The sequence below is a fragment of the Virgibacillus sp. LDC-1 genome, assembly GCF_030137545.1.
Taxonomy (GTDB): Bacteria; Bacillota; Bacilli; order Bacillales; family Amphibacillaceae; genus LDC-1.
Window position 1 is genome coordinate 112,454 of the sequence record NZ_JARUVL010000004.1, and the last position, 24,534, is coordinate 136,987.

22 protein-coding genes are annotated in these 24,534 nt (G+C 37.7%); all 22 read left to right on the forward strand.

Going from position 1 to position 24,534, the window contains the following annotated elements; all coding sequences use genetic code 11:
- Positions 1-70 precede the first annotated feature (70 nt).
- The 22 genes from asd (at position 71) to QBK89_RS05485 (ending at position 24,502) form a co-directional block, all read left to right on the forward strand.
- Positions 71-1,126, forward strand: a complete 1,056-nt coding sequence (asd, locus tag QBK89_RS05380; protein WP_284140003.1) for an aspartate-semialdehyde dehydrogenase — start codon at positions 71-73, stop codon at positions 1,124-1,126.
- A gap of 28 nt (positions 1,127-1,154) precedes the next feature.
- The gene (gene dapG, locus QBK89_RS05385) at positions 1,155-2,378 is read left to right on the forward strand and encodes an aspartate kinase (protein ID WP_284140004.1); all 1,224 of its coding nucleotides are present in this window, start codon (positions 1,155-1,157) and stop codon (positions 2,376-2,378) included.
- 19 nt (positions 2,379-2,397) lie between these two features.
- Positions 2,398-3,267: a 4-hydroxy-tetrahydrodipicolinate synthase gene (gene dapA / locus QBK89_RS05390; protein WP_284140005.1), complete on the forward strand. Its 870-nt coding sequence runs from the start codon at positions 2,398-2,400 to the stop codon at positions 3,265-3,267.
- Between the two features lie 158 nt (positions 3,268-3,425).
- Positions 3,426-4,157 (forward strand): ClpP family protease, encoded by a 732-nt coding sequence (locus QBK89_RS05395; RefSeq protein WP_284140006.1) that lies wholly within the window; start codon positions 3,426-3,428, stop codon positions 4,155-4,157.
- Positions 4,154-4,360 carry a YlzJ-like family protein gene (locus tag QBK89_RS05400; protein WP_284140007.1) on the forward strand — a complete coding sequence of 69 codons (207 nt, stop codon included), beginning with the start codon at positions 4,154-4,156 and terminating at the stop codon, positions 4,358-4,360. The genes QBK89_RS05395 and QBK89_RS05400 overlap by 4 nt, the downstream gene beginning before the upstream one ends.
- A gap of 121 nt (positions 4,361-4,481) precedes the next feature.
- Positions 4,482-6,743, forward strand: coding sequence for an FtsK/SpoIIIE family DNA translocase (locus QBK89_RS05405; RefSeq protein WP_284140008.1), 2,262 nt, complete (start codon positions 4,482-4,484; stop codon positions 6,741-6,743).
- 423 nt (positions 6,744-7,166) lie between these two features.
- Positions 7,167-7,892 (forward strand): GntR family transcriptional regulator, encoded by a 726-nt coding sequence (locus tag QBK89_RS05410; protein WP_284140009.1) that lies wholly within the window; start codon positions 7,167-7,169, stop codon positions 7,890-7,892.
- A gap of 102 nt (positions 7,893-7,994) precedes the next feature.
- The gene (locus tag QBK89_RS05415; RefSeq protein WP_284140010.1) at positions 7,995-9,101 is read left to right on the forward strand and encodes a BMP family lipoprotein; all 1,107 of its coding nucleotides are present in this window, start codon (positions 7,995-7,997) and stop codon (positions 9,099-9,101) included.
- Between the two features lie 144 nt (positions 9,102-9,245).
- On the forward strand, positions 9,246-10,778 hold the full coding sequence (locus QBK89_RS05420) for an ABC transporter ATP-binding protein (protein ID WP_284140011.1): 1,533 nt from the start codon (positions 9,246-9,248) through the stop codon (positions 10,776-10,778).
- The gene (locus QBK89_RS05425) at positions 10,775-11,824 is read left to right on the forward strand and encodes an ABC transporter permease (RefSeq protein ID WP_284140012.1); all 1,050 of its coding nucleotides are present in this window, start codon (positions 10,775-10,777) and stop codon (positions 11,822-11,824) included. Before QBK89_RS05420 ends, QBK89_RS05425 begins: the two co-directional genes overlap by 4 nt.
- On the forward strand, positions 11,825-12,778 hold the full coding sequence (locus tag QBK89_RS05430; protein WP_284140013.1) for an ABC transporter permease: 954 nt from the start codon (positions 11,825-11,827) through the stop codon (positions 12,776-12,778).
- A 244-nt stretch (positions 12,779-13,022) separates the two neighbouring features.
- Positions 13,023-14,330: an EF-P 5-aminopentanol modification-associated protein YfmF gene (gene yfmF, locus QBK89_RS05435; protein WP_284140014.1), complete on the forward strand. Its 1,308-nt coding sequence runs from the start codon at positions 13,023-13,025 to the stop codon at positions 14,328-14,330.
- Positions 14,323-15,606, forward strand: a complete 1,284-nt coding sequence (yfmH, locus tag QBK89_RS05440; protein WP_284140015.1) for an EF-P 5-aminopentanol modification-associated protein YfmH — start codon at positions 14,323-14,325, stop codon at positions 15,604-15,606. The genes yfmF and yfmH overlap by 8 nt, the downstream gene beginning before the upstream one ends.
- 5 nt (positions 15,607-15,611) lie before the next feature.
- Entirely contained in the window at positions 15,612-16,331 is a 720-nt protein-coding gene (gene ymfI / locus QBK89_RS05445) for an elongation factor P 5-aminopentanone reductase (protein WP_349774621.1), read from the forward strand.
- A 110-nt stretch (positions 16,332-16,441) separates the two neighbouring features.
- Positions 16,442-16,690, forward strand: a complete 249-nt coding sequence (locus QBK89_RS05450) for a DUF3243 domain-containing protein (RefSeq protein WP_284140016.1) — start codon at positions 16,442-16,444, stop codon at positions 16,688-16,690.
- A 177-nt stretch (positions 16,691-16,867) separates the two neighbouring features.
- Positions 16,868-17,662 carry a DUF3388 domain-containing protein gene (locus QBK89_RS05455; protein ID WP_284140017.1) on the forward strand — a complete coding sequence of 265 codons (795 nt, stop codon included), beginning with the start codon at positions 16,868-16,870 and terminating at the stop codon, positions 17,660-17,662.
- 17 nt (positions 17,663-17,679) lie between these two features.
- Positions 17,680-18,591 carry a helix-turn-helix domain-containing protein gene (locus QBK89_RS05460; protein WP_284140018.1) on the forward strand — a complete coding sequence of 304 codons (912 nt, stop codon included), beginning with the start codon at positions 17,680-17,682 and terminating at the stop codon, positions 18,589-18,591.
- A gap of 72 nt (positions 18,592-18,663) precedes the next feature.
- Entirely contained in the window at positions 18,664-19,245 is a 582-nt protein-coding gene (gene pgsA / locus QBK89_RS05465) for a CDP-diacylglycerol--glycerol-3-phosphate 3-phosphatidyltransferase (RefSeq protein ID WP_284140019.1), read from the forward strand.
- Positions 19,242-20,501, forward strand: coding sequence for a competence/damage-inducible protein A (locus QBK89_RS05470; RefSeq protein WP_284140020.1), 1,260 nt, complete (start codon positions 19,242-19,244; stop codon positions 20,499-20,501). The genes pgsA and QBK89_RS05470 overlap by 4 nt, the downstream gene beginning before the upstream one ends.
- Positions 20,502-20,692: 191 nt before the next feature.
- Complete coding sequence (gene recA / locus QBK89_RS05475) at positions 20,693-21,730, forward strand: recombinase RecA (protein WP_284140021.1); 1,038 nt, start codon at positions 20,693-20,695, stop codon at positions 21,728-21,730.
- A gap of 226 nt (positions 21,731-21,956) precedes the next feature.
- Positions 21,957-23,561 carry a ribonuclease Y gene (gene rny / locus QBK89_RS05480; RefSeq protein WP_284140118.1) on the forward strand — a complete coding sequence of 535 codons (1,605 nt, stop codon included), beginning with the start codon at positions 21,957-21,959 and terminating at the stop codon, positions 23,559-23,561.
- A 146-nt stretch (positions 23,562-23,707) separates the two neighbouring features.
- Positions 23,708-24,502, forward strand: a complete 795-nt coding sequence (locus QBK89_RS05485) for a TIGR00282 family metallophosphoesterase (RefSeq protein WP_284140022.1) — start codon at positions 23,708-23,710, stop codon at positions 24,500-24,502.
- Positions 24,503-24,534: the final 32 nt, after the last annotated feature.

The following is a 24,534-nucleotide window of genomic DNA, read 5'->3' on the forward strand; positions in this document are numbered from 1 at the left end:
GGTAGTATGATAAAATATAAAAGATAGTTGATAACTCATAGATGATTGTAAGGTGAAGGGAGTAGCTTAAATGGCTGTAAAATCTACATTCAATATAGCAATAGTTGGAGCAACTGGAGCGGTAGGACAAAAAATAGTCGAGCTTTTAGAACGTAAAAACTTTCCTGTTGATACATTAAAGCTGTTGTCCTCTGAAAGGTCTGCAGGAACGAAAATAACATTCCGAAATGAAGAAGTAGTTGTAGAGAAAGCGGAACCTGGTAGTTTTGAAGGAATAGATATTGCTCTGTTTTCTGCAGGAGGATCGGTTTCAAAACTATTGGCTCCAGAGGCAGTAAAGCGCGGAGCATTAGTAATAGATAATACGAGTGCTTTTCGCATGAATAAAGATGTTCCGCTCGTTGTACCAGAGGTTAACGAGGCAGATATTAAGACTCACCAAGGGATTATCGCGAATCCAAACTGTTCTACCATTCAAATGGTCGCGGCACTGCAGCCTATTAAGGAAGCATTTGGTCTAACTCGAATTATCGTTTCTACCTATCAAGCAGTATCTGGCGCTGGTACAGAGGCTTGTCACGAGCTAGAAGCGCAAGCGAAAGCATATTTGAATCATTCCGAAATGGATGCCAAGCTTTTACCTGTAAAAGGAGATAAAAAGCATTATCCAATAGCATTTAACGCATTACCACAAATTGATTTATTTGAAGAGAATGGGTATACTTTTGAAGAAATGAAGATGATTAATGAAACAAAAAAAATAATGCATGCAGATGATTTAGAGGTTGCTGCAACTTGCGTTAGACTTCCTTTTTTCACTTCTCATGCAGAAAGTATTTATATTGAGGTAGAAAAAGAAGATTTACAGGTTGGCGATTTATGGAATGTATTGGAGAAAGCAGAGGGTGTAATATTGCAGGATGATCCAAATACACAAACCTATCCAACACCTATGTCAGCTGCGAATAAAGAAGCAGTATTTGTAGGAAGGGTTAGGAAAGACTTGGACAATGCAAAAGGATTTCATTTATGGGTAGTGTCCGACAATCTAATAAAGGGTGCGGCATTGAACACCGTACAAATTGCAGAACGAGCGATAAAAAATAATTGGTTAACGAAAATGTAGAATTGGGACATAAAATAGAGGTGTAAGCATGCAGATTTTGGTTCAAAAATTTGGTGGAACTTCGGTTCAAAGCGCAGAAAATAGAAAACATGTATTAAAACATATAAAAGATGCACTGATGAAGGACTATAAGCTGATTGTCGTTGTATCTGCATTAGGACGAAAACCAGATCCATATGCAACAGATTCTTTACTTGGATTAGTCGACTTTCCTGCAAATCACAGTTCAAAAAGAGAGCTTGATTTACTCATGTCTTGTGGAGAAACAATTGCTTCTGTCGTATTAACAAACGAATTGAAGCGAAACCATATTCGGGCTATTGCTTTAACAGGGGCACAAGCAGGATTTATTACGAATAATGATTTTAATCAAGCGAAAATTAAACGTGTAAATCCAGAACGAATTTACCACGCCTTTGAAGAACATGATGTTGTTGTCGTAGCTGGATTTCAAGGACAGACAGAAGATGGCGAAATTACAACAATTGGACGTGGTGGCAGCGATACGACGGCTGCCGCACTTGGAGCTGCAGTGCAAGCAGAAAGTATTGAAATATTCACTGATGTAAATGGGATAATGACAGCAGATCCACGAGTTGTTGAATCTGCATGTCCGCTTGATGTCGTGACATATACTGAAATTTGTAATTTAGCTTATCAAGGTGCAAAGGTCATTCATCCGCGTGCAGTTGAAATTGCGATGCAAGCTAAAATTCCGATGCGTGTACGATCGACATATGCTGATGAAGGAGGTACACTCGTTACCGCTTCTCGTGAAAGTGAATTTGGAGTCGATATTACGGATCGTTTAATAACTGGAATCGCCCATATTTCATCTGTTACTCAAATAAAGGTGTTTAAAGAAGGCGAGCATTTATTTCAATCGGATGTTTTTAAGGCGATGGCTGATGCTGGTATATCTGTAGACTTTATTAACATCTCTCCAACAGGAGTTATTTATACGGTACCGGAAGCTTTTACACAAAAAGCCGTTCATATTTTAAAAACGTTAGGGTATGATCCAGAGGTGACGGAAAAATGTGCAAAAGTTTCTGCGGTCGGAGCAGGGATGACTGGTGTTCCCGGTGTTGCTTCGCGTATTGTCCGTGCGTTAACAAGTGCAGGCGTGCGAATTTTACAATCAGCAGATAGTCATACAACGATATGGGTGCTTGTACAAGAGGATGATTTAAAGAAAGCAGTAAATGCATTACATGATGCCTTTGAATTAGGAAAAATAAACAAGTTATAATAAGGATAGGTGTTGTTCAATGGACTTTGGAAAAGTATTAACTGCGATGGTAACTCCTTTTAATGAAAAAGGGGACATTGATTTTGATCAAACAACGCGGCTTGTCGACCATTTAATAGAAAATGGTACAGATGGTTTGGTCGTGGCTGGAACGACAGGTGAATCACCAACCTTATCAACAGATGAAAAAGTCGCACTTTTTAAGCATGTTGTTGCTGCTGCAAATAAAAGAGTACCAGTCATCGCTGGTACAGGAAGTAATAATACAGCTACATCCATCGCGTTAACAAAACAAGCTGAAGCGTGTGGTGTAGATGGGATTATGCTTGTCGCACCATATTATAACAAGCCTAACCAAAAAGGATTAGAAGCGCATTTTAGTGCGATTGCAAAGGAAACTACGTTACCAATCATGCTTTATAATATTCCAGGCCGATCTGTCGTTAAAATGAATGCAGAAACAATTATTTCGTTAAGTAATATTGATAATATCGTTTCTGTAAAAGAGGCTAGTGGGGATTTGGACCAAGCGGCAGAAATCATTGAACAAACAAGTGATGATTTTACAGTATACAGTGGAGATGATGGACTTACCTTACCAATGCTAGCAATTGGGGCAGATGGAATTGTCTCGGTTGCCTCTCATATCGTTGGTAAGGAAATGCAAGCAATGATTGCTGCTTATGAAGCAGGAAATGTGCAAGAAGCGGCTAGCCTACATCGAAGATTACTACCTATTATGAATAGCTTATTTCAAGCACCATCTCCAGTCCCCGTAAAAGAAGCACTAAGACTAAGAGGAATAAATGTTGGAAGTGTGCGCTTACCTTTAGTTCCGTTAACTGATCAAGAAGCTACAGAACTATCTGCAATAATTCAACAATTATAAGCAAAAAAGTCACAGGGATGAGGAATATCCTTGTGACTTCTTTATGCTCCAAATTGGTGAAATAGTGATAATCTCTTTTCTAGAATAGTTTGTATGGAACATTCTATCGTGGACAAACTAGTTTATAGTGATGTCAATCTAGAAGGAGTGTTCATACAATGGATAAAGATAATGGAAAGAACGAAGAGCAACCACAGGAGGAACAATCAGGAGCCTCTTCCTTAGTGCAAAAAATCCAACAACTCGGTCAAACAAATATTCCGCAATCACCAGATTCCAATGTTCATGTGCTTTCTGTAATTGGACAAGTAGAGGGACATATTCAGCTTCCTCCGCAAAACAAAACAACAAAATATGAGCATTTGTTGCCGCAATTAATAGCTATTGAACAAAACCCGAAAATAGAAGGACTTATCCTGTTGCTTAATACAGTTGGTGGAGATGTTGAAGCGGGCTTAGCACTTTCTGAAATGATCGCTTCTTTATCCAAGCCAACCGTTTCTATCGTCTTAGGGGGTGGACACTCGATTGGTGTGCCAATCGCAGTTGCTGCTGATTATTCATTTATTGCCCCAACTGCAACGATGACGATTCATCCCATAAGGCTAACCGGATTAGTAATTGGGGTACCGCAAACCTTTGAATACTTGGACAAGATGCAGGATCGTGTCATTCAATTTGTGGTCAGTCATTCTAATATTAAAGAGGAAAAATTTAAAGATTTAATGTTTGCAAAAGGAAACTTAACAAGAGATATTGGTACAAATGTTGTTGGTACAGATGCGGTAGAATACGGTTTGATTGATGGAGTTGGTGGAGTAAAAGAAGCTTTACAAAAAGTAAATGAGCTAATCAATACAACTAAAACAGATCAGGAGGTAATCCAATGATCTTGTATACACCACTTTCTGCTTCTGAAATATTCCCGGTAGAAGAAGAAAAGTTTCAGCACCGTCACTGTGTGTCTTATCAGGGAAAAATGATATATGTCGAAGATAATCAAGATGGAACATATCAAGTACTGCAATTGCTTTCCTCTGACCCACAGGATTTTCTAAATGATGGATTTTCTCCTGGAACGATTTTAAAATAACAGGAACAAATGATCGAACTATGATATACTAATAGAAGAATTTTAAATAGGTAACCCTTGCCAGGTGGTCGGCAAGGGTTTATTATTCATGTATAATTGCCTAGTTAATAGAGGTGAAAAAATGGCTAAAAAAAGAAAGAAAAGAAAGAATAAATTAAAACAAAAAGTGAAATTTGAATTGTTAGGTTTGCTATTTATTTTTCTAGCAATCTTCGGGAGTGGAGCTAGTGCAATTAGTGATGGAGCAATACCAGGAGGACTTGAGAATATTTTTCGTTTTTTCTTCGGAATCTGGTATTTTATTGCGTCTATCTATTTGTTAATTACAGGGGTCTTCTTATTAGTAAAGCGACGTTACCCTTATTTTACACATAAAAAAATGATTGGTTTTTATATTATGTTTGCGGGTGTCCTGTTATTAACACATATTCAAACACTTGAACGCCTACAAGTGTTTGCAACGGACAGTTCTATTATTCAAGCGACTTGGGATAGCTTTATTTTATATGTGAATGAAAATGGAGTAGCCATGCAAACAGGTGGAGGAATGGTTGGTGCAGTCATTCTAGTATTCTGCTATTATTTGTTTTCATTTACCGGTGCAAAGATTGTTGCCGTATTTTCTATTTTAATTGGAATTATTTTTATGACGGAATTTTCAATTGGGGATTTTTTCTCTAAAGGATTAAAAAAACTTGCAAGTAAGATGAAAGCACAGTTTGCAAAGTGGAAGAATAATAGAAAAGAAAAAACAGAGCATGAAGAACCAGATATTGTTATGTCCGAATCGATGGCAGATAGTCTTCCAGAAACAGAGCCTGTTATTCAGGAATTTACGGATGTAGCCTATCACACGATGGAAAACGATAGAAAGCAATCGAAGTCAGAAAGGAAGGCAGAAGATGATATGGAGACAGAGGTGACCGATCATTCGATGCCTATGACCGAGACTGAAAATCACGATTATGAACTTCCTGCTTTAGATTTGTTAGCTGAACCAGCTCACAGCTCTCAACAACAGGAAAAATCACAAATTCAAGCAACCGTTAAAAAGCTAGAGCGAACCTTTCATAGCTTTGGAGTTAGAGCAAGAGTCACGAAGGTTCATGTTGGACCAGCAGTAACGAAGTATGAGATTTACCCTGAAGCAGGTGTGAAAGTAAGTAAAATTGTTGGACTTCACGATGACCTTGCACTAGCACTTGCTGCAAAGGATTTACGTATAGAAGCACCAATTCCAGGAAAGTCTGCAGTAGGGATTGAGGTGCCAAATAAAGAAGTTGCTATGGTATCATTGCGCGAGGTGCTTGACAGTACGATGGGGAATTCTGCTTCTAAGCTATTATTTGCCCTAGGTAGGGATATTTCTGGTGAAGCAGTGATGGCAGAGCTTAATAAAATGCCACATTTATTAATTGCTGGAGCAACCGGTAGCGGAAAAAGTGTCTGTGTGAATGGCATAATTACGACCATTTTGATGCGAACTAAGCCGCATGAGGTTAAAATGATGATGATTGATCCGAAAAAAGTTGAATTAAATGTTTACAACGGAATTCCACATTTACTCGCACCGGTTGTAACGGATCCGAAGAAAGCATCGCGAGCGTTGAAAAAAGTAGTTGCAGAAATGGAAAGACGTTATGAGCTTTTTTCTGATACAGGTACTAGAAATATTGAAGGATACAATGAGTATGTTCGTAAACAAAATATAATTAACGAAGAAGAACAACCGAACCTACCTTATATTGTCGTTCTCGTTGATGAGCTTGCTGATTTAATGATGGTTGCGTCTAGTGATGTAGAGGATGCCATTACACGTTTAGCGCAAATGGCCCGAGCTGCTGGTATCCACTTAATCATTGCAACACAAAGACCGTCTGTAGATGTTATAACAGGGGTAATTAAAGCGAATATTCCTTCTAGAATTGCTTTCAGTGTTTCTTCCCAAACGGATTCACGAACGATATTAGATATGGGGGGAGCTGAAAAGCTATTAGGAAGAGGCGATATGCTATTCTTACCTGTGGGAGCATCTAAGCCTACTAGAGTTCAAGGCGCGTTTTTATCGGATGAAGAAGTAGAACGAGTTGTGGATCATTGTATTGAACAGCAAAAAGCAACCTATCAAGAAGAGATGATTCCAGAGGACAATAATGAAGTCGTCAATGAAGTGGATGATGAATTGTATGATGATGCAGTTCAACTTGTATTAGAAATGCAAAGTGCTAGTGTTTCCATGCTACAGCGCAGATTTCGTGTTGGTTATACAAGAGCAGCTAGATTAATTGATGCAATGGAGGAACGAGGAATTGTAGGCCCATATGAGGGAAGTAAACCGAGAGTTGTATTAATTTCTCAAACAAGTGAAGAAAAAATGTCATAGTATCTAATCTAGCGAGACTCCATATCCAGTAGAGGTATGGAGTCTCAAACAAGTGATTATAAGGCAATTGCAGAATACGCAAATAATAGATCAAATTCTAGTAATAGATGAATAACAAGGACAGTATGGATTCATGCTTCAAGATACTGTCTTTTTTATGTTTTGAACGCGAGATTGGCTCATCCATGAAACATGGAATGGAATGATTGCAAATTTTAATATTAGGAGAACATTATTACTTTCCATTAAAATGCTAGTATAGCAATGCTTAGACGACAATTATTGACAAGAATCGGTGAATTTTTTAAGAACTTTTACCTAATACTATTTATTTATTTTTTAATAAATGGTATAGTTAATAACGAAAGATAGTCATACGTCAGAGGTCAGATCTCTTACATGTTTGTCAGGAGGGGGGATGTCATGTCGATTAAAGCGGATTCACGTCATTTGTACTTACAAGTGATTGATAAAATTAAACAAGATATTGAAAGCGGTATATATCGAGAAAAAGAAAAGCTGCCTTCTGAGTTTCAGCTATCGAAGAAGCTTGGTGTATCACGTGCTACATTAAGGGAAGCGTTACGAATACTTGAGGAAGATAACGTGGTTACAAGAAGGCATGGCGTTGGCACATTTGTGAACCAAAAGCCAATTTTTTCTTCTGGTATCGAGCAATTAACAAGTGTTACATATATGATTGAACAATCTGATAAAGTTGCTGGATCACAGTATATATCAACCGAGATTATTGAAGCAACAGAAGATGAACGAAAAAAATTCGCACCAAAGAATGTACATAACTTAATCCAAATTGAACGTGTTCGAACAGCGGATAATGAACCAGTTGTTTTTTGTGTAGATAAAATTCCGGAAAAGCTTATCCCGATTGAATTCGTGAATAAAAAAGATTCTTTGTTTAAACTTATGGAGGAACATGCAAATAAACGCGTCACATACGCTGTTACATTTATTGAGCCAGTAAGCTATAACAGTAGAATTTTTGAAATATTAAACTGCGATCCTGAGCAATCTTTATTATTATTAAAGCAAATGCATTATACAGAAGAGGATGAGCCAGTTTTATATTCTGCAAATTACTTTCGATCAGATATGTTTAGTTTCCATGTTCTGCGGAAGCGTATGTAAGGGGTTTCAATAAACGCTTTTGGGAGGTGATTGCCAAAGCAGTAAGGTATAAATGGGAAATACAGGTTAAAAATAAGCAATAAAAAAAGGGAGGAAATTAACATGAAGAAAAGTAAACTGTTTGTCATGCTAGCTGTATTGTTAAGCTTAGGTCTTTTCTTGGCTGCTTGCGGTGGCTCTGGTGATGACAAAAAAGAAGACGAAGGTAAAACAGGAGATGCAGGAAAATCTGAAGAAACTGATTTCAGTGCAGCAATGGTTACTGATATCGGTGGCGTAGATGATAAATCATTCAACCAATCTGCTTGGGAAGGTCTTCAAGCATTTGGTAAAGAAAATGGCCTAGAAAAAGGCAATGGCTTTGATTATGCACAATCAAATGACAAGTCAGATTATATGCCAAACCTTACGCGTTTAATCCGTGATGACTATAAGTTAATCTTCGGTATTGGCTTTGAACTAAAAGAAGATATCGCTAAAGTAGCTGAGCAATATCCAGATACACAATTTGCGATTGTAGATGATGTAGTAGAACAACCAAACGTAGCAAGCATTACATTTAAAGAGCATCAAGGTTCATTCCTAGTAGGTGTTGCTGCTGCTAAGAAAACAACAACAAACAAAGTTGGTTTCGTCGGTGGAATTGACTCACCTTTAATTAACAAATTTGAATCTGGCTTTATTGCTGGGGTTAAATCTGTAAACCCAGATATCGAAGTGAAAGTACAGTATGCTGAATCTTTCGGTGCACCTGATAAAGGGAAAATCATTGCATCTAATATGTTTAATGAAGGTTTCGATGTAATTTATCATGCATCTGGTGGTACTGGTAACGGCGTATTCAACCAAGCAAAAGATATTAAGCAAAATGATCCTGACCGTGATATTTGGGTAATCGGTGTAGACCGTGACCAGCATGAAGAAGGACAAATCGGTGACCATAACATTACACTAACATCTATGGTTAAACGTGTAGACGTAGCTGTTCAAGACGTTTCTAACAAAACGATGAACGGTGAATCTCATGGTGGAGAATTGTTAGAGTATGGTCTTGAAGATGATGCGATCGCTGTAGCAACAACGAACAGTGATGCAATGACACAAGATATCATCGACGCTGTTAACGAATGGAAAGAAAAAATTCTTAACGGTGACGTAGAAGTTCCTAAAACTCGTGAAGAAACAAAAGCATTTTTAGAAGCACTATAATTCTGGATTGGTAGGAGCGGATTGCTCCGCTCCTATCAAATTAGTTTAGACAAAATCTTCAAATGAAGAGGATAAGTAAGCTATTTAGCCTTTTCATTTGGTGATTTTTCAAAAAAATAATTTATATAAAAGGGGTGAATTTTTGTGGAATATGTGATCGAGATGCTGAATATTCGGAAGGAATTTCCGGGGATTGTTGCAAATGATAATATTACGATCCAAGTAAGAAAAGGCGAAATCCATGCCTTATTAGGAGAAAATGGTGCCGGAAAGTCAACCTTGATGAATGTTTTGTTTGGGTTGTACCAGCCTGAAAAAGGTGAAATTAAAGTAAAAGGTGAAAAAGTAAATATTACTAACCCCAACATTGCGAATGAATTAGGCATCGGTATGGTGCATCAGCACTTTATGCTGGTTGAGCCATTTACAGTTACACAAAATATCATTTTAGGTAGTGAACCAAAATCAAAGACTGGGAAAATTGACATTAAAAAAGCGGAAAAAGAAATTCAAGCGTTATCTGATCGTTATGGACTAAAGGTAGACCCATCAGCAAAAATAAGTGACATATCGGTTGGAATGCAGCAAAGAGTGGAAATTTTAAAAACGCTTTATCGCGGAGCAGAGGTATTAATCTTTGACGAACCGACAGCTGTATTAACACCGCAGGAAATTAATGAGCTAATGGATATCATGCGTTCTTTGATTAAAGAAGGTAAATCAATCATTTTAATTACCCACAAACTAAAAGAAATTATGGAAGTAAGTGATCGTTGTACTGTTATTCGCAAAGGAAAAGGCATTGGTACTGTAAACATCTCAGAAACTAATGTCCATGAGCTTGCATCATTAATGGTAGGACGTGATGTTAGCTTTGAAATTGAAAAGCAGCCAGCAGAACCGAAGGAAGTTGTGCTCGATATCAAGGATTTGCATGTAAAGGATGCTAGAAAAGTAGATTTAGTTAAAGGGTTAAACTTAGAAGTAAAAGCTGGTGAGATTGTCGGCATTGCTGGGATTGATGGGAATGGACAATCCGAGCTAATTGAAGCAATTACTGGTCTGAGAAAGTCAGGTTCAGGAACGATCAAGTTAAATAATAAAGACATTACGAACCTTAATCCAAGAAAGGTGACGGAAAGTGGTGTCGGTCATATTCCACAGGATAGACATAAATTTGGACTTGTTCTTGATTATACGATTGGTGAGAATATGGTATTGCAAACGTATTATCAATCACCATATTCAAAAGGAAGTATATTAAATCATAAAGAAATTTATAAAAAAGCTACAGAACTTATTGAAGAATATGATGTTCGAACTCCAAGTGAATTTACGAAGGCTCGTGCATTATCTGGTGGGAACCAGCAAAAAGCGATTATCGGTCGGGAAGTCGACAGGTCCCCTGATTTACTTATTGCCGCACAGCCAACACGTGGCCTTGACGTTGGGGCTATCGAATTCATTCATAAAAAGCTTGTAGAAGAGCGTGATAAAGGACGAGCTGTACTTCTAATTTCATTTGAATTAGATGAAATCTTAGATGTCAGTGATCGAATTGCCGTTATGTTTGACGGGAAGATCGTTGCTAACTTAAAGCCAGAAGAAACAAATGAACAGGAATTAGGGTTGTTAATGGCTGGAAGTCAAGCGAAAAGGGCGGGTGATTCAGAATGACGTCTAACAATAAGTTATTCGGGATATTAGTTCCCATTATTTCTGTAATTCTTGGATTATTAGTCGGAGCAATCATTATGCTCATTTCTGGGCATAATCCAATCGCTGGCTATGCTGCATTATGGAATGGTGCATTTGGTGATGCCTATACACTAGGTGAAACAGTACGTAGAAGTACACCATATATCCTAACAGGGATGGCAGTAGCATTCGCATTTCGTGCTAATTTATTTAATATTGGTGCAGAAGGACAAGTTATTGTAGGTTGGTTAGCTGCTGTTTGGGTAGGTATCGCAATAGATGCACCAATGATTATTCATTTACCACTTGCTATCATTGCAGCGATTTTAGCTGGTGCGGTTTGGGGGTTCATCCCTGGACTGTTAAAAGCAAAGCTTGGTGTGCATGAAGTTATCGTAACGATTATGATGAACTATATAGCACTTTTTACAACGAACGAAATTATTCGTAATGTATTGACAGAACAAAAGACAACAACGGAAACCATTCATGGATCTGCATCGTTAGCAAGTGAGTGGCTCCAAAGTATTACTTATTTTTCACGTGTGCATTACGGGATATTAATTGCCTTATTTGCAGCAGTTATTATGTGGTTTATTATGGAGCGGACAACATTAGGCTATGAGCTTAAAGCAGTTGGCTATAATAAGCACGCATCAAAGTATGCTGGAATGAATGTAAGCAAAAATATTATTTTAGCCATGGTAATTGCTGGTGGGTTTGCAGGCTTAGCTGGAGCGATGGAAGGACTCGGTACGTTTGGAAATATATCCGTCATGTCTAGCTTTTCCAATGTTGGTTTTGATGGGATAGCGGTTGCGCTTTTAGGTGCAAATACACCGTTAGGAGTAGTGCTTGCCGCGTTCTTGTTTGGAACGTTGAAGCAGGGCGCCTTGGAAATGCCGACAGGTGCAGGTGTTCCGACGGAGCTGGTGGATATTATTATCGCTTTAATCATTTTCTTTGTAGCATCAAGCTATATTATTCGATGGGCTTTACTTCGCTTTACGAAGGAGGGGAAATAAATGATTGATATTTTACAATCCATTATCCCGACAGCGCTATTCTTTTCAGCCCCGTTAATATTCACAGCATTAGGTGGCGTATTTAGTGAACGATCAGGTGTTGTTAACATCGGACTAGAAGGATTAATGGTCATGGGAGCTTTTGTAGGGATTGTATTTAACCTTACATTTGCTGATGTGTTCGGTACATGGACACCGTGGATAGCAATAATTGTTGCAACGATTATTGGCGCGTTGTTCTCTATTATTCATGCTGTTGCATCGGTTTCATTTCGTGCTGACCAGGTTGTAAGTGGAGTTGCTATTAACTTCTTAGCACTTGGAATTGGTGTGTTTTTAACAAAGCAATGGTACGGAAAAGGACAAACAGATATGGTTTCGCAACCATTTTTCACAACAGATATTCCGTTCCTATCAGAAATCCCGATTATCGGTCCAATGTTCTTCAAGGGGATTTATTTAACCTCTTATTTAGCGATTTTCGTCGCGTTAATCGCTTGGTATGTTTTATATAAGACGCCATTCGGTTTAAGACTACGTGCAGTTGGAGAACATCCGATGGCTGCGGATACAAACGGAATTAATGTTTATAAAATGCGTTATATAGCCGTTATCCTTTCTGGAGCATTAGGCGGTCTTGGAGGATCTGTATTTGCTTTAACGATTGCTTCTAACTTTTCGCATTCAACCATTGTTGGGCAAGGGTTTATGTCCCTAGCAGCGGTCATCTTTGGTAAGTGGCATCCGCTTGGAGCAATGGGAGCAGCGTTATTCTTTGGCTTTGCACAAAGCTTAAGTGTTGTAAGCTCAGGTATTCCATTATTACAGGATGTGCCACAAATCTTCTTGTTAATTGCACCATATGTGTTAACAATTCTAGCTTTGGCAGGTTTGATTGGCCGTGCAGATGCACCAAAAGCAAATGGACTTCCATATATTAAAGGAAGCAGATAATAATAAAATGAATCGTAGAGCTTGGTTTCCCTTTAAAGAGGAACCAAGCTTTTTTCTTTTTGTCTAGGGAGATTTATTCTGTATACGAATAGCAATGTCCTATTGTAGATGGTAAACTATGGATGAATGAATATTATCAAGCGGTTATTATTAACATATAGGTTATTGATTATGTTTTATTTTTTCGAGCAAACTAAAGGTTAGCAATTAGTTATTAAAGACATTTTGTGAAGGTGGGAGCAATATGTTACAAATTCAAGAGCAAGTTATTAAGGAAAATGGATATACCTTGCATTTAATTCCGAATGAAAAGTTTAAAACAATAAATATCGTTGCAAAAATGAAAGCACCTTTAGAAAGAGAAACGATAACGAAACGTGCATTACTTCCATACGTATTACAGCAAGGAACGCGTAGATATCCAACGAGGTTACAGCTGCAAAGCGCATTAGATGATTTATATGGAGCGGTATTATCTTTAGACGGTGCAAAAAAGGGCGATTTTCACATTATTAGTTATCGTCTTGAAGTAGCGAATCAAAAATTTATTCAGCAGGAAACCGATATTGTAGAAAAAGCGATCAATCTGTTGTATGAAGTTATTTTTCAGCCCAACATGAAAGGCATCGGCTTTGAACCTACAGTGTTTGCACGTGAAAAAGAAACATTAAAAGAAAAAATAGCAGCAATTACAGATGATAAGCTTGCATATGCGAATATGCGTCTAATGGATGAAATGTGTGTTGATGAAGCGTATGGACTACATGTGCATGGGTATAAAGAAGATTTAGTGCAGTTGACACCTGAAAACACATATCATTACTATGAGCAGTTATTAATGGAAGATGATATGGATATTTATATTATGGGTGACTTTGATTCGAACAAAATGCAAGAATTCTTTCGTGCATCTTTTGTTAGAACGGATTCAGGAAATAATGAGTATGAGAAGTTGGAGAATACAAATACGTCCCAAAATAGAGATTTGAACAGGGAACCACAAGAAGTAATTGAAAAACAACCCATTCAGCAGGCAAAGTTACATATAGGTTATCGTACAAATTGTACGTATCGTGATGAAACATATGCTGCTCTTCAGGTTTTTAATGGCATTTTTGGTGGCTTTCCAAGCTCGAAGCTATTTATTAATGTGCGTGAAAAGAATAGTCTTGCTTACTATGCTGCATCAAGAATTGAAAGCCATAAAGGGCTGTTAATTGTATTTAGCGGAATTACCTCTAAGGATTATAAGAAAGCAAGAGCAATTATGGAGCAACAAATGACAGCAATGAAGGAAGGAAAATTTACCGAAGAAGATATGGAAGAAGCAAAAGAGCAGATCATGAATCAGTTGCTTGAAACAATGGATCATCCTCAAGGAATGATGGAGCTTCTATACCAACAGGTTATCGCTAATCGATCACTTTCACCACATGAATTAATTGCACAAATTAAAGCAACGACGATCGAGCAAGTGATTCATGTTGCTTCTAATATTCAAGAGGATACGATTTACTTGTTAACTGGTGAGGAGGACGTGACGAATGCATAAAAAGCATTATGATTATATTAACGAAACCATTTATTCTGAAACACTGCCAAATGGACTAACCGTGTCGCTCATGCCGAAGGAAACGATGTCAAAAACATACAGTATATTTACAACAGATTATGGCTCCATCGATCAAACCTTTACACCATTAGGGAGTGATGAAAAGGTAACAGTACCTGAAGGGGTTGCACATTTTCTCGAGCATAAGCTTTTTGAGAAAGAGGATCGAGATGTGTTTTCTGATTTCAGTAAACTCGGTGCTTCAGCAAATGCTTTTACTTCATTTACGAAAACTGCATATTTATTTTCTGCTACGAATCATATTGAAGAAAATGTAACGATTCTTCTAGACTTTGTTCAAGAACCATATTTTTCTGAGGCATCTGTGGAAAAAGAAAAAGGAATTATAGCACAGGAGATTAATATGTATGATGACCAACCGGAATGGCAATCATTTATGGGGACAATTCGAGCGATGTTCCAAAATCATCCCGTTCTTATTGATATTGCAGGTACGGTTCCGTCGATTCAATCGATTACAAAGGATGACTTATATACGTGTTATCGCACCTTTTATCATCCAGAAAACATGTATTTGTTTGTTGCAGGTAATTTCAATCCAGATAATATGATTGCACTTATTAAAGAAAATCAAGCAGCTAAAGAATTTGCTAGCTTAGAGGAGATTAAACGAGACTATCCAAGCGAATCCCGTACTGTTGCAATGGAAGATTATACGATTCACATGCCAGTGTCAATTCCAAAATGTACAGTCGGAATTAAAGAATCCGTTGACACATTGCATGGAATTCCATTTTTAAAAAGAGATTTGTTACAGGAGATGATCGTTACACATTATTTTTCAAAGGGTGGCCCATTTTATCAAGCATTATATAATGAAAATCTAATTGACGAGAGCTTTTATGTAGAAACCAATTTAGACAAAAATTTTGGCTATACGTTAATCGGTGGAAATACACGAACGCCTGCGCAATTTGCAAATCGGGTCAAAGAATTATTACTAAGTACACAGCAAGCTACATTGCTTACAGAAGATGTCGAACGAATGAAGAAGAAAAAGATCGGTCAAATGCTACGAGCGATGAATTCATTAGAGTTTATTGCAAATAAATATACGCATTATCAAATGGTCGGAGTTGATTTGTTTGATATTATTCCAGAAATACAAAAAATCACAGCAGAAGAAGTGAACGGCTTTTTAAATAATTGGATTGAAAAAGATCGCTTATCTGTTTGTACGATTGAATCGGAGTAGCTAAAATGGTGGGGAAAAATGTATTAATAATTGGTGCTAGTGGTGATATAGGTAGTGCAATTGCGTTGAAGCTTGTTGAAGAAGGCTATCAGCTCTTATTGCATTACAACCATAATTTAACAAGAATAAATGAAATAATGGATAAGGTTGATAAGGAAACGATCCTTGCAACATATCAAGCGGATCTATCTTTAGACAAGGATGTCACAAAACTGCTTATGAATGTAGCGTATCCGGTAGACTGTATTGTTTTCGCTAGTGGAATCGCACATTATGGATTGTTTCAAGATACTACAGAAAAAGAAATGGAAAAAATGTTGTCTATTCACGTGAAAGCCCCTTGGTTAATTGTTCAGCATTTTTTACCTGAGATGATCCGCCGTAAAACAGGAAAAATCATGCTGATTACCTCTATTTGGGGTGAGGTTGGAGCGAGTAATGAAGTGCTTTATTCAACTGTTAAAGGTGCTCAAAATAGTTTTGTAAAAGCGTTAGCAAAAGAGGTTGGACCAAGCGGGATATTGGTCAATGCGATTAGTCCAGGGTTTATTGCTACAAAAATGAACAGCCAGCTGTCTGTCGAAGAAACGAATACTATAATCGACGAAATTCCATTAACGCGCGCAGGAACCCCGAAGGATGTTGCGGAAGTTGCTTGTTTTTTGCTTAGTGATGCTTCAAGTTATATCCATGGAGAAATAATTCGGCTAAATGGTGGATGGTAGTGTTGTGTTAATATTATTTTTACATTTCAAGACATCTCCTTCAAGTAACGATGCATAAACACGTTAAAAATTCAAATACTAAACATGTAAAAATTGAAGGAGGAATGGATATGTCGATTCTGGAAAATTTCGAAACGTGGAAGGACTTTTTATCTAATCGATTAGAGCAAGCTCAAAATCAAGGCATGTCACAGCAAACAATAACCAATGTTGCATATGAAATTGGTGATTATTTAGCGCAAAGTGTAGATGCCAAAAATGAAGAGCAAGCTGTTTTAAGAGAATTATGGAATGCTGCTTCTGAGGAAGAACAGCATGCAATTGCGAGCGCTATGGTAAAACTTGTCCAAAACAAATAAGCAGATGTCAAAGAAGCTGTATTTATATACGGCTTCTTTTACTTAAAATTAAATTATTTTACATTTATCCTATAATCTGCTTTAAACTTATGTAAAAATCATTTATTATATAGATATAATTGCAATTACTGTGCTGATTAGGTAACATTAAATGAGCAAATATTATGAGGGATATACATGGAGAAGCGTACCGAATGGTATCTTGAATATGAAATTCAAATAAATCGACCAGGCTTGTTAGGGGATATTTCCTCATTATTAGGAATGCTCTCAATTAACATTATTACAATTAATGGGGTAGAGAATGCAAGAAGAGGGATGCTACTTCTATGTTGGAAAGATGAACAAATTCAAAGACTCAAATCGATTCTGCAAACAATGGATACAATCCAAATTACAAAGCTACGTAAGCCAAAGCTTCGAGACAAGCTCGCTGTTCGACATGGGAGATATATCCATAGGGATAGTGATGATCAGAAAACCGTTCGTTTTGTACGAGATGAATTAGGGTTATTAGTAGATTTTATGGCAGAGCTTTATAAAAAAGAAGGACATAAACTTATTGGGATAAGAGGGATGCCTCGCGTCGGAAAAACAGAATCAGTAGTTGCTGCAAGTGTCTGTGCCAATAAACGATGGATTTTTGTCTCCAGCACACTACTTAAGCAAACGATTCGAGACCAATTGATTAAGGGTGAATATAGCCCTGATAATATTTATATTATTGACGGAATCGTATCAAAACAACGGGCAAATGAAAAGCATTGGCAACTGATTAGGGAGATTATGCAGCTTCCTGCGATAAAGGTTGTGGAACATCCAGATATTTTTGTGCAGGCAACAGAGTATACGATGGATGATTTTGATTACATAATTGAATTACGAAGCCATCTAGAAGAAGAAATTACGTATCAAGAAGTAGATGGCACACAATTTAAGCAAGGAAATGGGCTTTCAATGTTTGATTTTTAAATTGGATGGTGTTATTTATGGGAATAGGAGCAAGATTAAAGGAAGCCAGGGAACAAAAAGACATTTCACTGGATAGCTTGCAAGAAACGACAAAAATTCAAAAAAGATATTTAGTGGCAATTGAAGAAGAGAATTTTCGTATTTTGCCTGGGAAATTTTATGCACGTGCGTTCATAAAGGAATACGCTGCTGCTGTTGGTTTAAACGCACAAGAGCTAATGGATGAATATAAAGATGATATTCCATCACCAGAAGAGGATCGTGATACGGAGTACACACATATTCAACGTTCTCGCAAGGATCATCGTCCAACAAAAAGTAATGCAATCTTTTCCCTTATTCCTACGATTATCGTTGTTGTTTTAATTATCGGCATTGTTTTTGCTGCCTGGTTTTTCGTTCAGAAGGCCGTAGGAAGCGATGGAGGCGAGCCGATAGAAAAGGATAATGGAAATGATGAAGTATATAGACAAGAAGATACCTCCGCTAATGATCAAACGGAAAATACTGACGAAGCGGATTCCGAAACCGAATCAAGTGATTCAACTGAGTCAAACGATCAATCTACGGACACATCTGAAGAAACTTCAGAGTTGACTTTAGTGGAAGAAGGGACAGGAAGTGTTCCGGAATCAACGTTTGAATTGCGCAACCCCGGGGAAAAAGTCATCGTAACCTTAGAAGCAAGCGGGAATACATGGCTGGATGTAAATAATGGAGATGGAAAAGCATTCTATAGCAATAATTTCGCTTCAGATCAATCCCCGCTTGAGATCGATATAACCGGAGAAGAAAAGGTCTTCTTTAAGGTTGGAAGTGCGCCCGATTTAACAATTAAGATTAATGGCGTCGAACTAACGTATCCAGTAGATGTAAATGAAAATGTATTTCAAAAAATATGGGTGAATATTTTGAGTGAAAATGAATAAGTATACAAAACCCTTCCTGATGGTAAATTGATGGAAGGGTTTTGTACCTTATGACTTCAGGAGGAAAATAAGATGAATATACCAAATAAAATTACTATATCAAGAATTATGCTTATCCCTATTTTTATTATTTTAATGAGTGTTCCATTTGATTGGGGAAAATGGGATATAGGAACGACGGAATTACCGATATCTTACTTTGTAGCTGCTTTAATATTCATCGTTGCTTCATTAACCGACTGGGTAGATGGATATTATGCTAGAAAATATCAACTTGTAACAAATTTAGGTAAATTTTTAGATCCGTTAGCAGATAAACTTTTAGTATCAGCGGCATTTATTCTACTTGTTGAAATTGGAATGGCACCTGCGTGGGTTGTTATTTTAATTATTAGTAGAGAATTTGCTGTGACAGGACTTCGGTTAGTAGCTGCAGGCGAAGGAATTGTACTAGCTGCAAGTAAACTAGGAAAACTAAAAACAGCAAGTCAAATGATCGCAATCGCTACATTGTTATTACAAAATTTCCCTTTTTCTTATCTCGGATTTCCTTTTGCACAGATCATGCTTTATATTGCATTGTTCTTTACCGTTCTTTCAGGCTATGATTATTTTGTGAAAAACTGGCATGTAATGAAGGATTCGAAAAAATGAAAAATGTAAAGGCGGAAATTGTCGCGGTAGGAACAGAATTGCTATTAGGACAAATTGCAAACACAAACGCGCAATGGATCTCTCAACAGCTTGCTAAGTATGGAATTACTGTACATTTTCATGCAGTAGTAGGAGATAATCTACAACGGGTTGAAACGACCTTTCGCCAGGCATCTTCACGCTCCGATATTGTGATTGTAACAGGGGGGCTCGGTCCTACAGAGGATGATTTAACGAGAGAAGCATTCCAATTAGTAAGTAATTTAGAAATGAAGGAAGCTACAGAAGCATTGCATCGTATATCGGCATACTTTGAAAAGCAGCAGACGGAAATGACTCCAAATAATCGTAAACAAGCAAACGTATTTTCTACAGCACATGTTTTAAAAAATAGCGTTGGAATGGCACCAGGAATGATTGTTCCATATAAGGGGAAAACATGGGTTTTCCTCCCTGGTGTTCCTAGTGAGATGAAACAGATGTTTACGAATGAGGTCATTCCATACATCGTAAAGCTTACTGGAACGGATACAGTTATTCAATCTATGATATTACGATTTAGTGGCATAGGTGAAGCAAAGCTAGAACACGAGTTGTTCGAATTAATTCACCATCAAAGTAATCCAACGATTGCGCCGTTGGCTCAAAAAGACGGTGTTGTTATTCGTCTTACGGTAAAAGAAAATTCGATTGAAAAGGCAAATGCACGCTTGGAAGAAGCAAAAAGACGGGTATTAGAAAAAGTCGGTCCATATTATATAGGAATGGAGCACGAAACAATCGAACAACGAGCAGTTAGCTTGCTTCGAGATAAGCAAATGCGAATTGGTGCTGCTGAAAGCTTAACAGGCGGAATGTTTACAGAAAAGCTAATTTCTGTGGAAGGCGCGTCCAAAGTTTGTCCTGGCGGGATTGTGTGCTATGATTCGGAAATTAAGCAAAAGGTACTTGGGGTATCCAATGAAACTATCGAAGCATATGGAACGGTAAGCCAGCAGTGTGCAGAAGAAATGGCAAAACAGGCAGCCATTGTGCTTGATGCTTCGATCGGGATAAGTTTTACAGGTGTCGCTGGACCAGACAGTTTGGAAGGGAAGCCGGTAGGAACTGTTTTCATAAGTTTATTTCATATTAATGGAACAATTCGAACGGAGAAAGCTACGTTTATTGGCGATCGAGAAGCTGTTCGAAGTCGCGCGACTCGAAAAGGCTTTGAGCTACTAATTGAATTCGTAAAGCATCATTCTCAAAACTAGCTTCTAGTTCACAGTACGTAAAATGAATTTTTACTTCATTTTTCAAATCTAAAAACATTCTTTTGACAAAGAGAAACTAGAAAATAATATGTAAAGCGGCTTAAAAATAAGAACGTTTATTCGTTTTTTATCTTGGCAAACGAAAATAAAACATGTATGATATAGATAGCTAATTTAAGGAGGTAGTCTCGTTGAGTGATAGAAAACAAGCGTTAGATATGGCTTTAAGACAAATAGAGAAACAGTTCGGAAAAGGTTCGATTATGAAATTGGGTGAACAGGCAAACCAGAAGCTAGCTACTATTTCAAGTGGATCTTTAGCATTAGATGTAGCACTTGGAATTGGTGGATATCCTAAAGGTCGTGTTGTTGAAATATATGGTCCTGAATCATCTGGTAAAACGACCGTTGCACTTCATGCAATTGCTGAAGCACAGCGTACTGGTGGGCAAGCGGCATTTATTGACGCAGAGCATGCACTAGACCCTACCTATGCAAGAGCACTTGGTGTAGATATTGAAGAGTTACTTTTATCTCAGCCAGATACAGGAGAGCAAGCGTTAGAAATCGCAGAGGCTTTAGTTCGAAGTGGAGCTGTTGATATTATTGTTGTCGACTCAGTAGCTGCGCTGGTTCCAAAGGCAGAGATTGAAGGAGAAATGGGTGATTCACACGTTGGATTACAAGCCCGCCTCATGTCACAAGCGTTAAGAAAGCTTTCTGGAGCGATTAATAAATCGAAAACGACGGCTGTCTTTATAAACCAAATTCGTGAAAAAGTAGGGGTAATGTTTGGAAACCCTGAAACAACGCCAGGCGGTCGTGCGCTTAAGTTTTATTCTTCCGTTCGATTAGAAGTACGACGTGCGGAAACATTAAAGCAAGGAAACGATATGGTTGGAAATAAAGCGCGTATTAAAGTAGTAAAAAATAAAGTAGCACCTCCATTTAAGCAAGCAGAGGTTGATATTATGTATGGAGAAGGGATTTCGAAAGAAGGAGAAGTACTAGACATCGGATCCGATTTAGATATTGTTCAAAAAAGTGGTGCGTGGTATTCCTATGAAGGTGAAAGACTTGGGCAAGGAAGAGAAAACGCAAAGCAGTTTTTAAAAGAAAATGAGGAAATAATGGATGCAATTCGCCAGGCGATTCGTTCTCATTATAAACTAGACGAAACAGTTAGCGAAGAAGCCGAAGAGCTAGGACAAGAAACATTAGATGTGTAATACGAATTTAAAATAGAGTCCTTTATAAGGATAGAATGGTATGTTAAAAAAGTGATCGGAAGAAGAGCGCTCGTACCATTCCCTTGTAAAGGATTTTTCTTTTCCCATTATTTGTGACGTTTCCTTGACAATGGCAGGGCGTACAATTAAAATTAAATTGTATAATTTTATATTTTTATTATACGTAACGATTTTTATTCATTGAATATGGTACATGCCGACAATAATGAATTTAAACAATTTGATAGCAAGAGGAGGTGAAATCGTGGACAATCCCTTAATCATCTCCATTTTGCTTGCCTTAGTCCTGATCGTCGGTATTGTTGTTGGTTATCTGATTCGTAAATCTATTGCAGAGGCTAAAATTTCAAGTGCTGAAACGTTGGCCAAACAAATAGTTGATGAAGCACATCGGAATGCAGATGCCGCTAAGAAAGAGGCACTTCTTGAAGCGAAGGATGAGAATCATAAACTTCGCCAGCAGACGGAACAAGAATTACGTGAACGACGCACGGAAGTTCAGAAACAAGAAAATCGCCTGATGCATAAAGAAGAAAATCTGGACAGAAGAAGTGAGACGCTTGATAAGCGTGAACTCTTATTGGAGAAAAAAGAACAATCACTGACAGAAAAACAACAACAAATTGAAGAAATGGAAAGCAAAGTGGAAGCTATGTTAAAAGAGCAGCAAACGGAGCTAGAGCGCATTTCTGGGTATACTACAGACCAAGCTAGACAGATTATTTTAGAGCGAATTGAGAAAGAGCTAGCACATGAATCAGCACTAATGATTAAAGAAACAGAAAATCGCATGAAAGAAGAAGCGGATAAGAAGGCGAAAAACATTCTATCTCTTGCGCTTCAGCGCTGTGCAGCTGACCATGTTGCCGAAACAACTGTATCTGTTGTAAATCTTCCAAATGATGAAATGAAGGGCCGGATTATTGGTCGTGAAGGGCGAAACATTCGAACACTGGAAACGTTAACGGGAATTGATCTAATTATTGATGATACACCGGAAGCGGTTATTTTATCAGGATTTGATCCGATTCGAAGAGAGATAGCTCGAATGGCATTAGAAAAGCTCGTTCAAGATGGTAGAATTCACCCTGCGAGAATTGAAGAAATGGTCGACAAAGCAAGACGTGAGGTCGACGAATTTATTCGAGAAGTTGGAGAAGAAACAACGTTTGAAGTTGGAGTACATGGTCTTCATCCAGACTTGATTAAAATTCTTGGTCGCCTAAAGTATCGGACAAGCTATGGTCAAAATGTATTAAAGCATTCGACAGAGGTAGCATATCTAGCAGGCTTGCTTGCTGCGGAGCTTGGTGAAGATGTAACATTGGCACGAAGAGCTGGTTTACTTCATGATATTGGAAAAGCAATTGATCATGAAGTAGAGGGAAGCCACGTTGAAATCGGGAAAGAACTGGCAATGAAATACAAAGAGCATGAGGTTGTAATTAATTCGATCGCTTCTCACCATGGTGATGAAGAGCCTACTTCTGTTATCTCCATTCTTGTTGCAGCAGCGGATGCATTATCCGCAGCACGTCCAGGAGCAAGAAGTGAAACACTGGAGAATTATATTAAGCGACTTGAAAAACTAGAAGAGATTTCTGAATCATTCGGTGGTGTTGAAAAGTCATTTGCAATTCAAGCCGGAAGAGAAATTCGAATTATTGTAAAACCTGATGAGATTAATGACATTGAATCAGTGCGAGTTGCAAGAGAAATTCGAAAGCGAATTGAAAGTGAACTCGATTACCCGGGGCATATAAAGGTAACTGTGATTAGAGAAACACGAGCAGTTGAATATGCAAAATAAACGTTTAAAATAGAAACGGTTTAAGCCGTTTCTATTTTTTTCTGTTATAATTTAGTAAAGCTATGGTATAGATACTTCTATTATTTAAAAGTTAATTATCGCAACGATAATACGATAAACTTAATATTAGTTAGGATGGATTTAGTATGAAGATTTTATTTATCGGAGATGTGGTTGGGTCTCCAGGTCGCGAAATGGTAAAAGAATACTTGCCTCGACTAAAAGAAAAATATAAGCCAAATATGACGATTATTAATGGTGAAAACGCTGCAAGCGGAAAAGGAATTACTGAAAAAATTTATAAGCAGTTTTTAGAATGGGGCGCACAAGTAATTACGATGGGAAATCATACGTGGGATAAAAAGGAGATCTTTGAATTTATTGAGGATGCAAAGTATATGATTCGTCCCGCAAATTTTCCAGAGAACAATCCAGGGAAGGGGATTGTGTTTATAAATGTGAATGGAACAGAAGTTGCAGTTATTAATTTGCAAGGTCGAACATTTCTTCTTCCGAATGAGGATCCGTTTATCGTGGCCGATCAATTAATTGAGCAAGCTAAAAAAAGAACAAACATTATATTTATTGATTTCCATGCGGAAGCAACAAGTGAAAAACAAGCAATGGGATGGTATGTTGACGGAAGAGTTAGTGCAGTAGTTGGTACACATACCCATACGCAAACAGCAGACGAACGCATTTTGCCAAATGGGACTGCTTATATTACAGATGCAGGGATGACAGGACCGTACGATGCGATTCTTGGTGTTAAAAAAGAGGCCGTATTAAAGCGATTTCAAACGAACCTACCAGTTCGCTTTGAAATTGATGAAAATGGAAGAGCGCAACTGAACGGAATCATAGCAACAATTGATAATAAGACTGGAAGAGCAGTTGATATAAAGCGAATACTTATAAATGAGGATCATCCATTTTTATAGAGTATTTGAATTTTTAGACATCTTCCTTCATA

What these genes read in the sequence shown, in the direction of transcription:
- QBK89_RS05415 (WP_284140010.1), top strand. Translation starts at nt 7,995, where the DNA reads ATGAAGAAAAGTAAACTGTTTGTCATGCTAGCTGTATTGTTAAGCTTA.
- QBK89_RS05455 (WP_284140017.1), top strand. Translation starts at nt 16,868, where the DNA reads ATGGAGAAGCGTACCGAATGGTATCTTGAATATGAAATTCAAATAAAT.
- QBK89_RS05450 (WP_284140016.1), top strand. Translation starts at nt 16,442, where the DNA reads ATGTCGATTCTGGAAAATTTCGAAACGTGGAAGGACTTTTTATCTAAT.
- QBK89_RS05410 (WP_284140009.1), top strand. Translation starts at nt 7,167, where the DNA reads ATGTCGATTAAAGCGGATTCACGTCATTTGTACTTACAAGTGATTGAT.
- QBK89_RS05460 (WP_284140018.1), top strand. Translation starts at nt 17,680, where the DNA reads ATGGGAATAGGAGCAAGATTAAAGGAAGCCAGGGAACAAAAAGACATT.
- QBK89_RS05425 (WP_284140012.1), top strand. Translation starts at nt 10,775, where the DNA reads ATGACGTCTAACAATAAGTTATTCGGGATATTAGTTCCCATTATTTCT.
- dapA (WP_284140005.1), top strand. Translation starts at nt 2,398, where the DNA reads ATGGACTTTGGAAAAGTATTAACTGCGATGGTAACTCCTTTTAATGAA.
- QBK89_RS05430 (WP_284140013.1), top strand. Translation starts at nt 11,825, where the DNA reads ATGATTGATATTTTACAATCCATTATCCCGACAGCGCTATTCTTTTCA.
- ymfI (WP_349774621.1), top strand. Translation starts at nt 15,612, where the DNA reads ATGGTGGGGAAAAATGTATTAATAATTGGTGCTAGTGGTGATATAGGT.
- QBK89_RS05470 (WP_284140020.1), top strand. Translation starts at nt 19,242, where the DNA reads ATGAAAAATGTAAAGGCGGAAATTGTCGCGGTAGGAACAGAATTGCTA.
- pgsA (WP_284140019.1), top strand. Translation starts at nt 18,664, where the DNA reads ATGAATATACCAAATAAAATTACTATATCAAGAATTATGCTTATCCCT.
- yfmH (WP_284140015.1), top strand. Translation starts at nt 14,323, where the DNA reads ATGCATAAAAAGCATTATGATTATATTAACGAAACCATTTATTCTGAA.
- rny (WP_284140118.1), top strand. Translation starts at nt 21,957, where the DNA reads ATGAATTTAAACAATTTGATAGCAAGAGGAGGTGAAATCGTGGACAAT.
- QBK89_RS05400 (WP_284140007.1), top strand. Translation starts at nt 4,154, where the DNA reads ATGATCTTGTATACACCACTTTCTGCTTCTGAAATATTCCCGGTAGAA.
- QBK89_RS05485 (WP_284140022.1), top strand. Translation starts at nt 23,708, where the DNA reads ATGAAGATTTTATTTATCGGAGATGTGGTTGGGTCTCCAGGTCGCGAA.
- QBK89_RS05405 (WP_284140008.1), top strand. Translation starts at nt 4,482, where the DNA reads ATGGCTAAAAAAAGAAAGAAAAGAAAGAATAAATTAAAACAAAAAGTG.
- QBK89_RS05395 (WP_284140006.1), top strand. Translation starts at nt 3,426, where the DNA reads ATGGATAAAGATAATGGAAAGAACGAAGAGCAACCACAGGAGGAACAA.
- yfmF (WP_284140014.1), top strand. Translation starts at nt 13,023, where the DNA reads ATGTTACAAATTCAAGAGCAAGTTATTAAGGAAAATGGATATACCTTG.
- asd (WP_284140003.1), top strand. Translation starts at nt 71, where the DNA reads ATGGCTGTAAAATCTACATTCAATATAGCAATAGTTGGAGCAACTGGA.
- dapG (WP_284140004.1), top strand. Translation starts at nt 1,155, where the DNA reads ATGCAGATTTTGGTTCAAAAATTTGGTGGAACTTCGGTTCAAAGCGCA.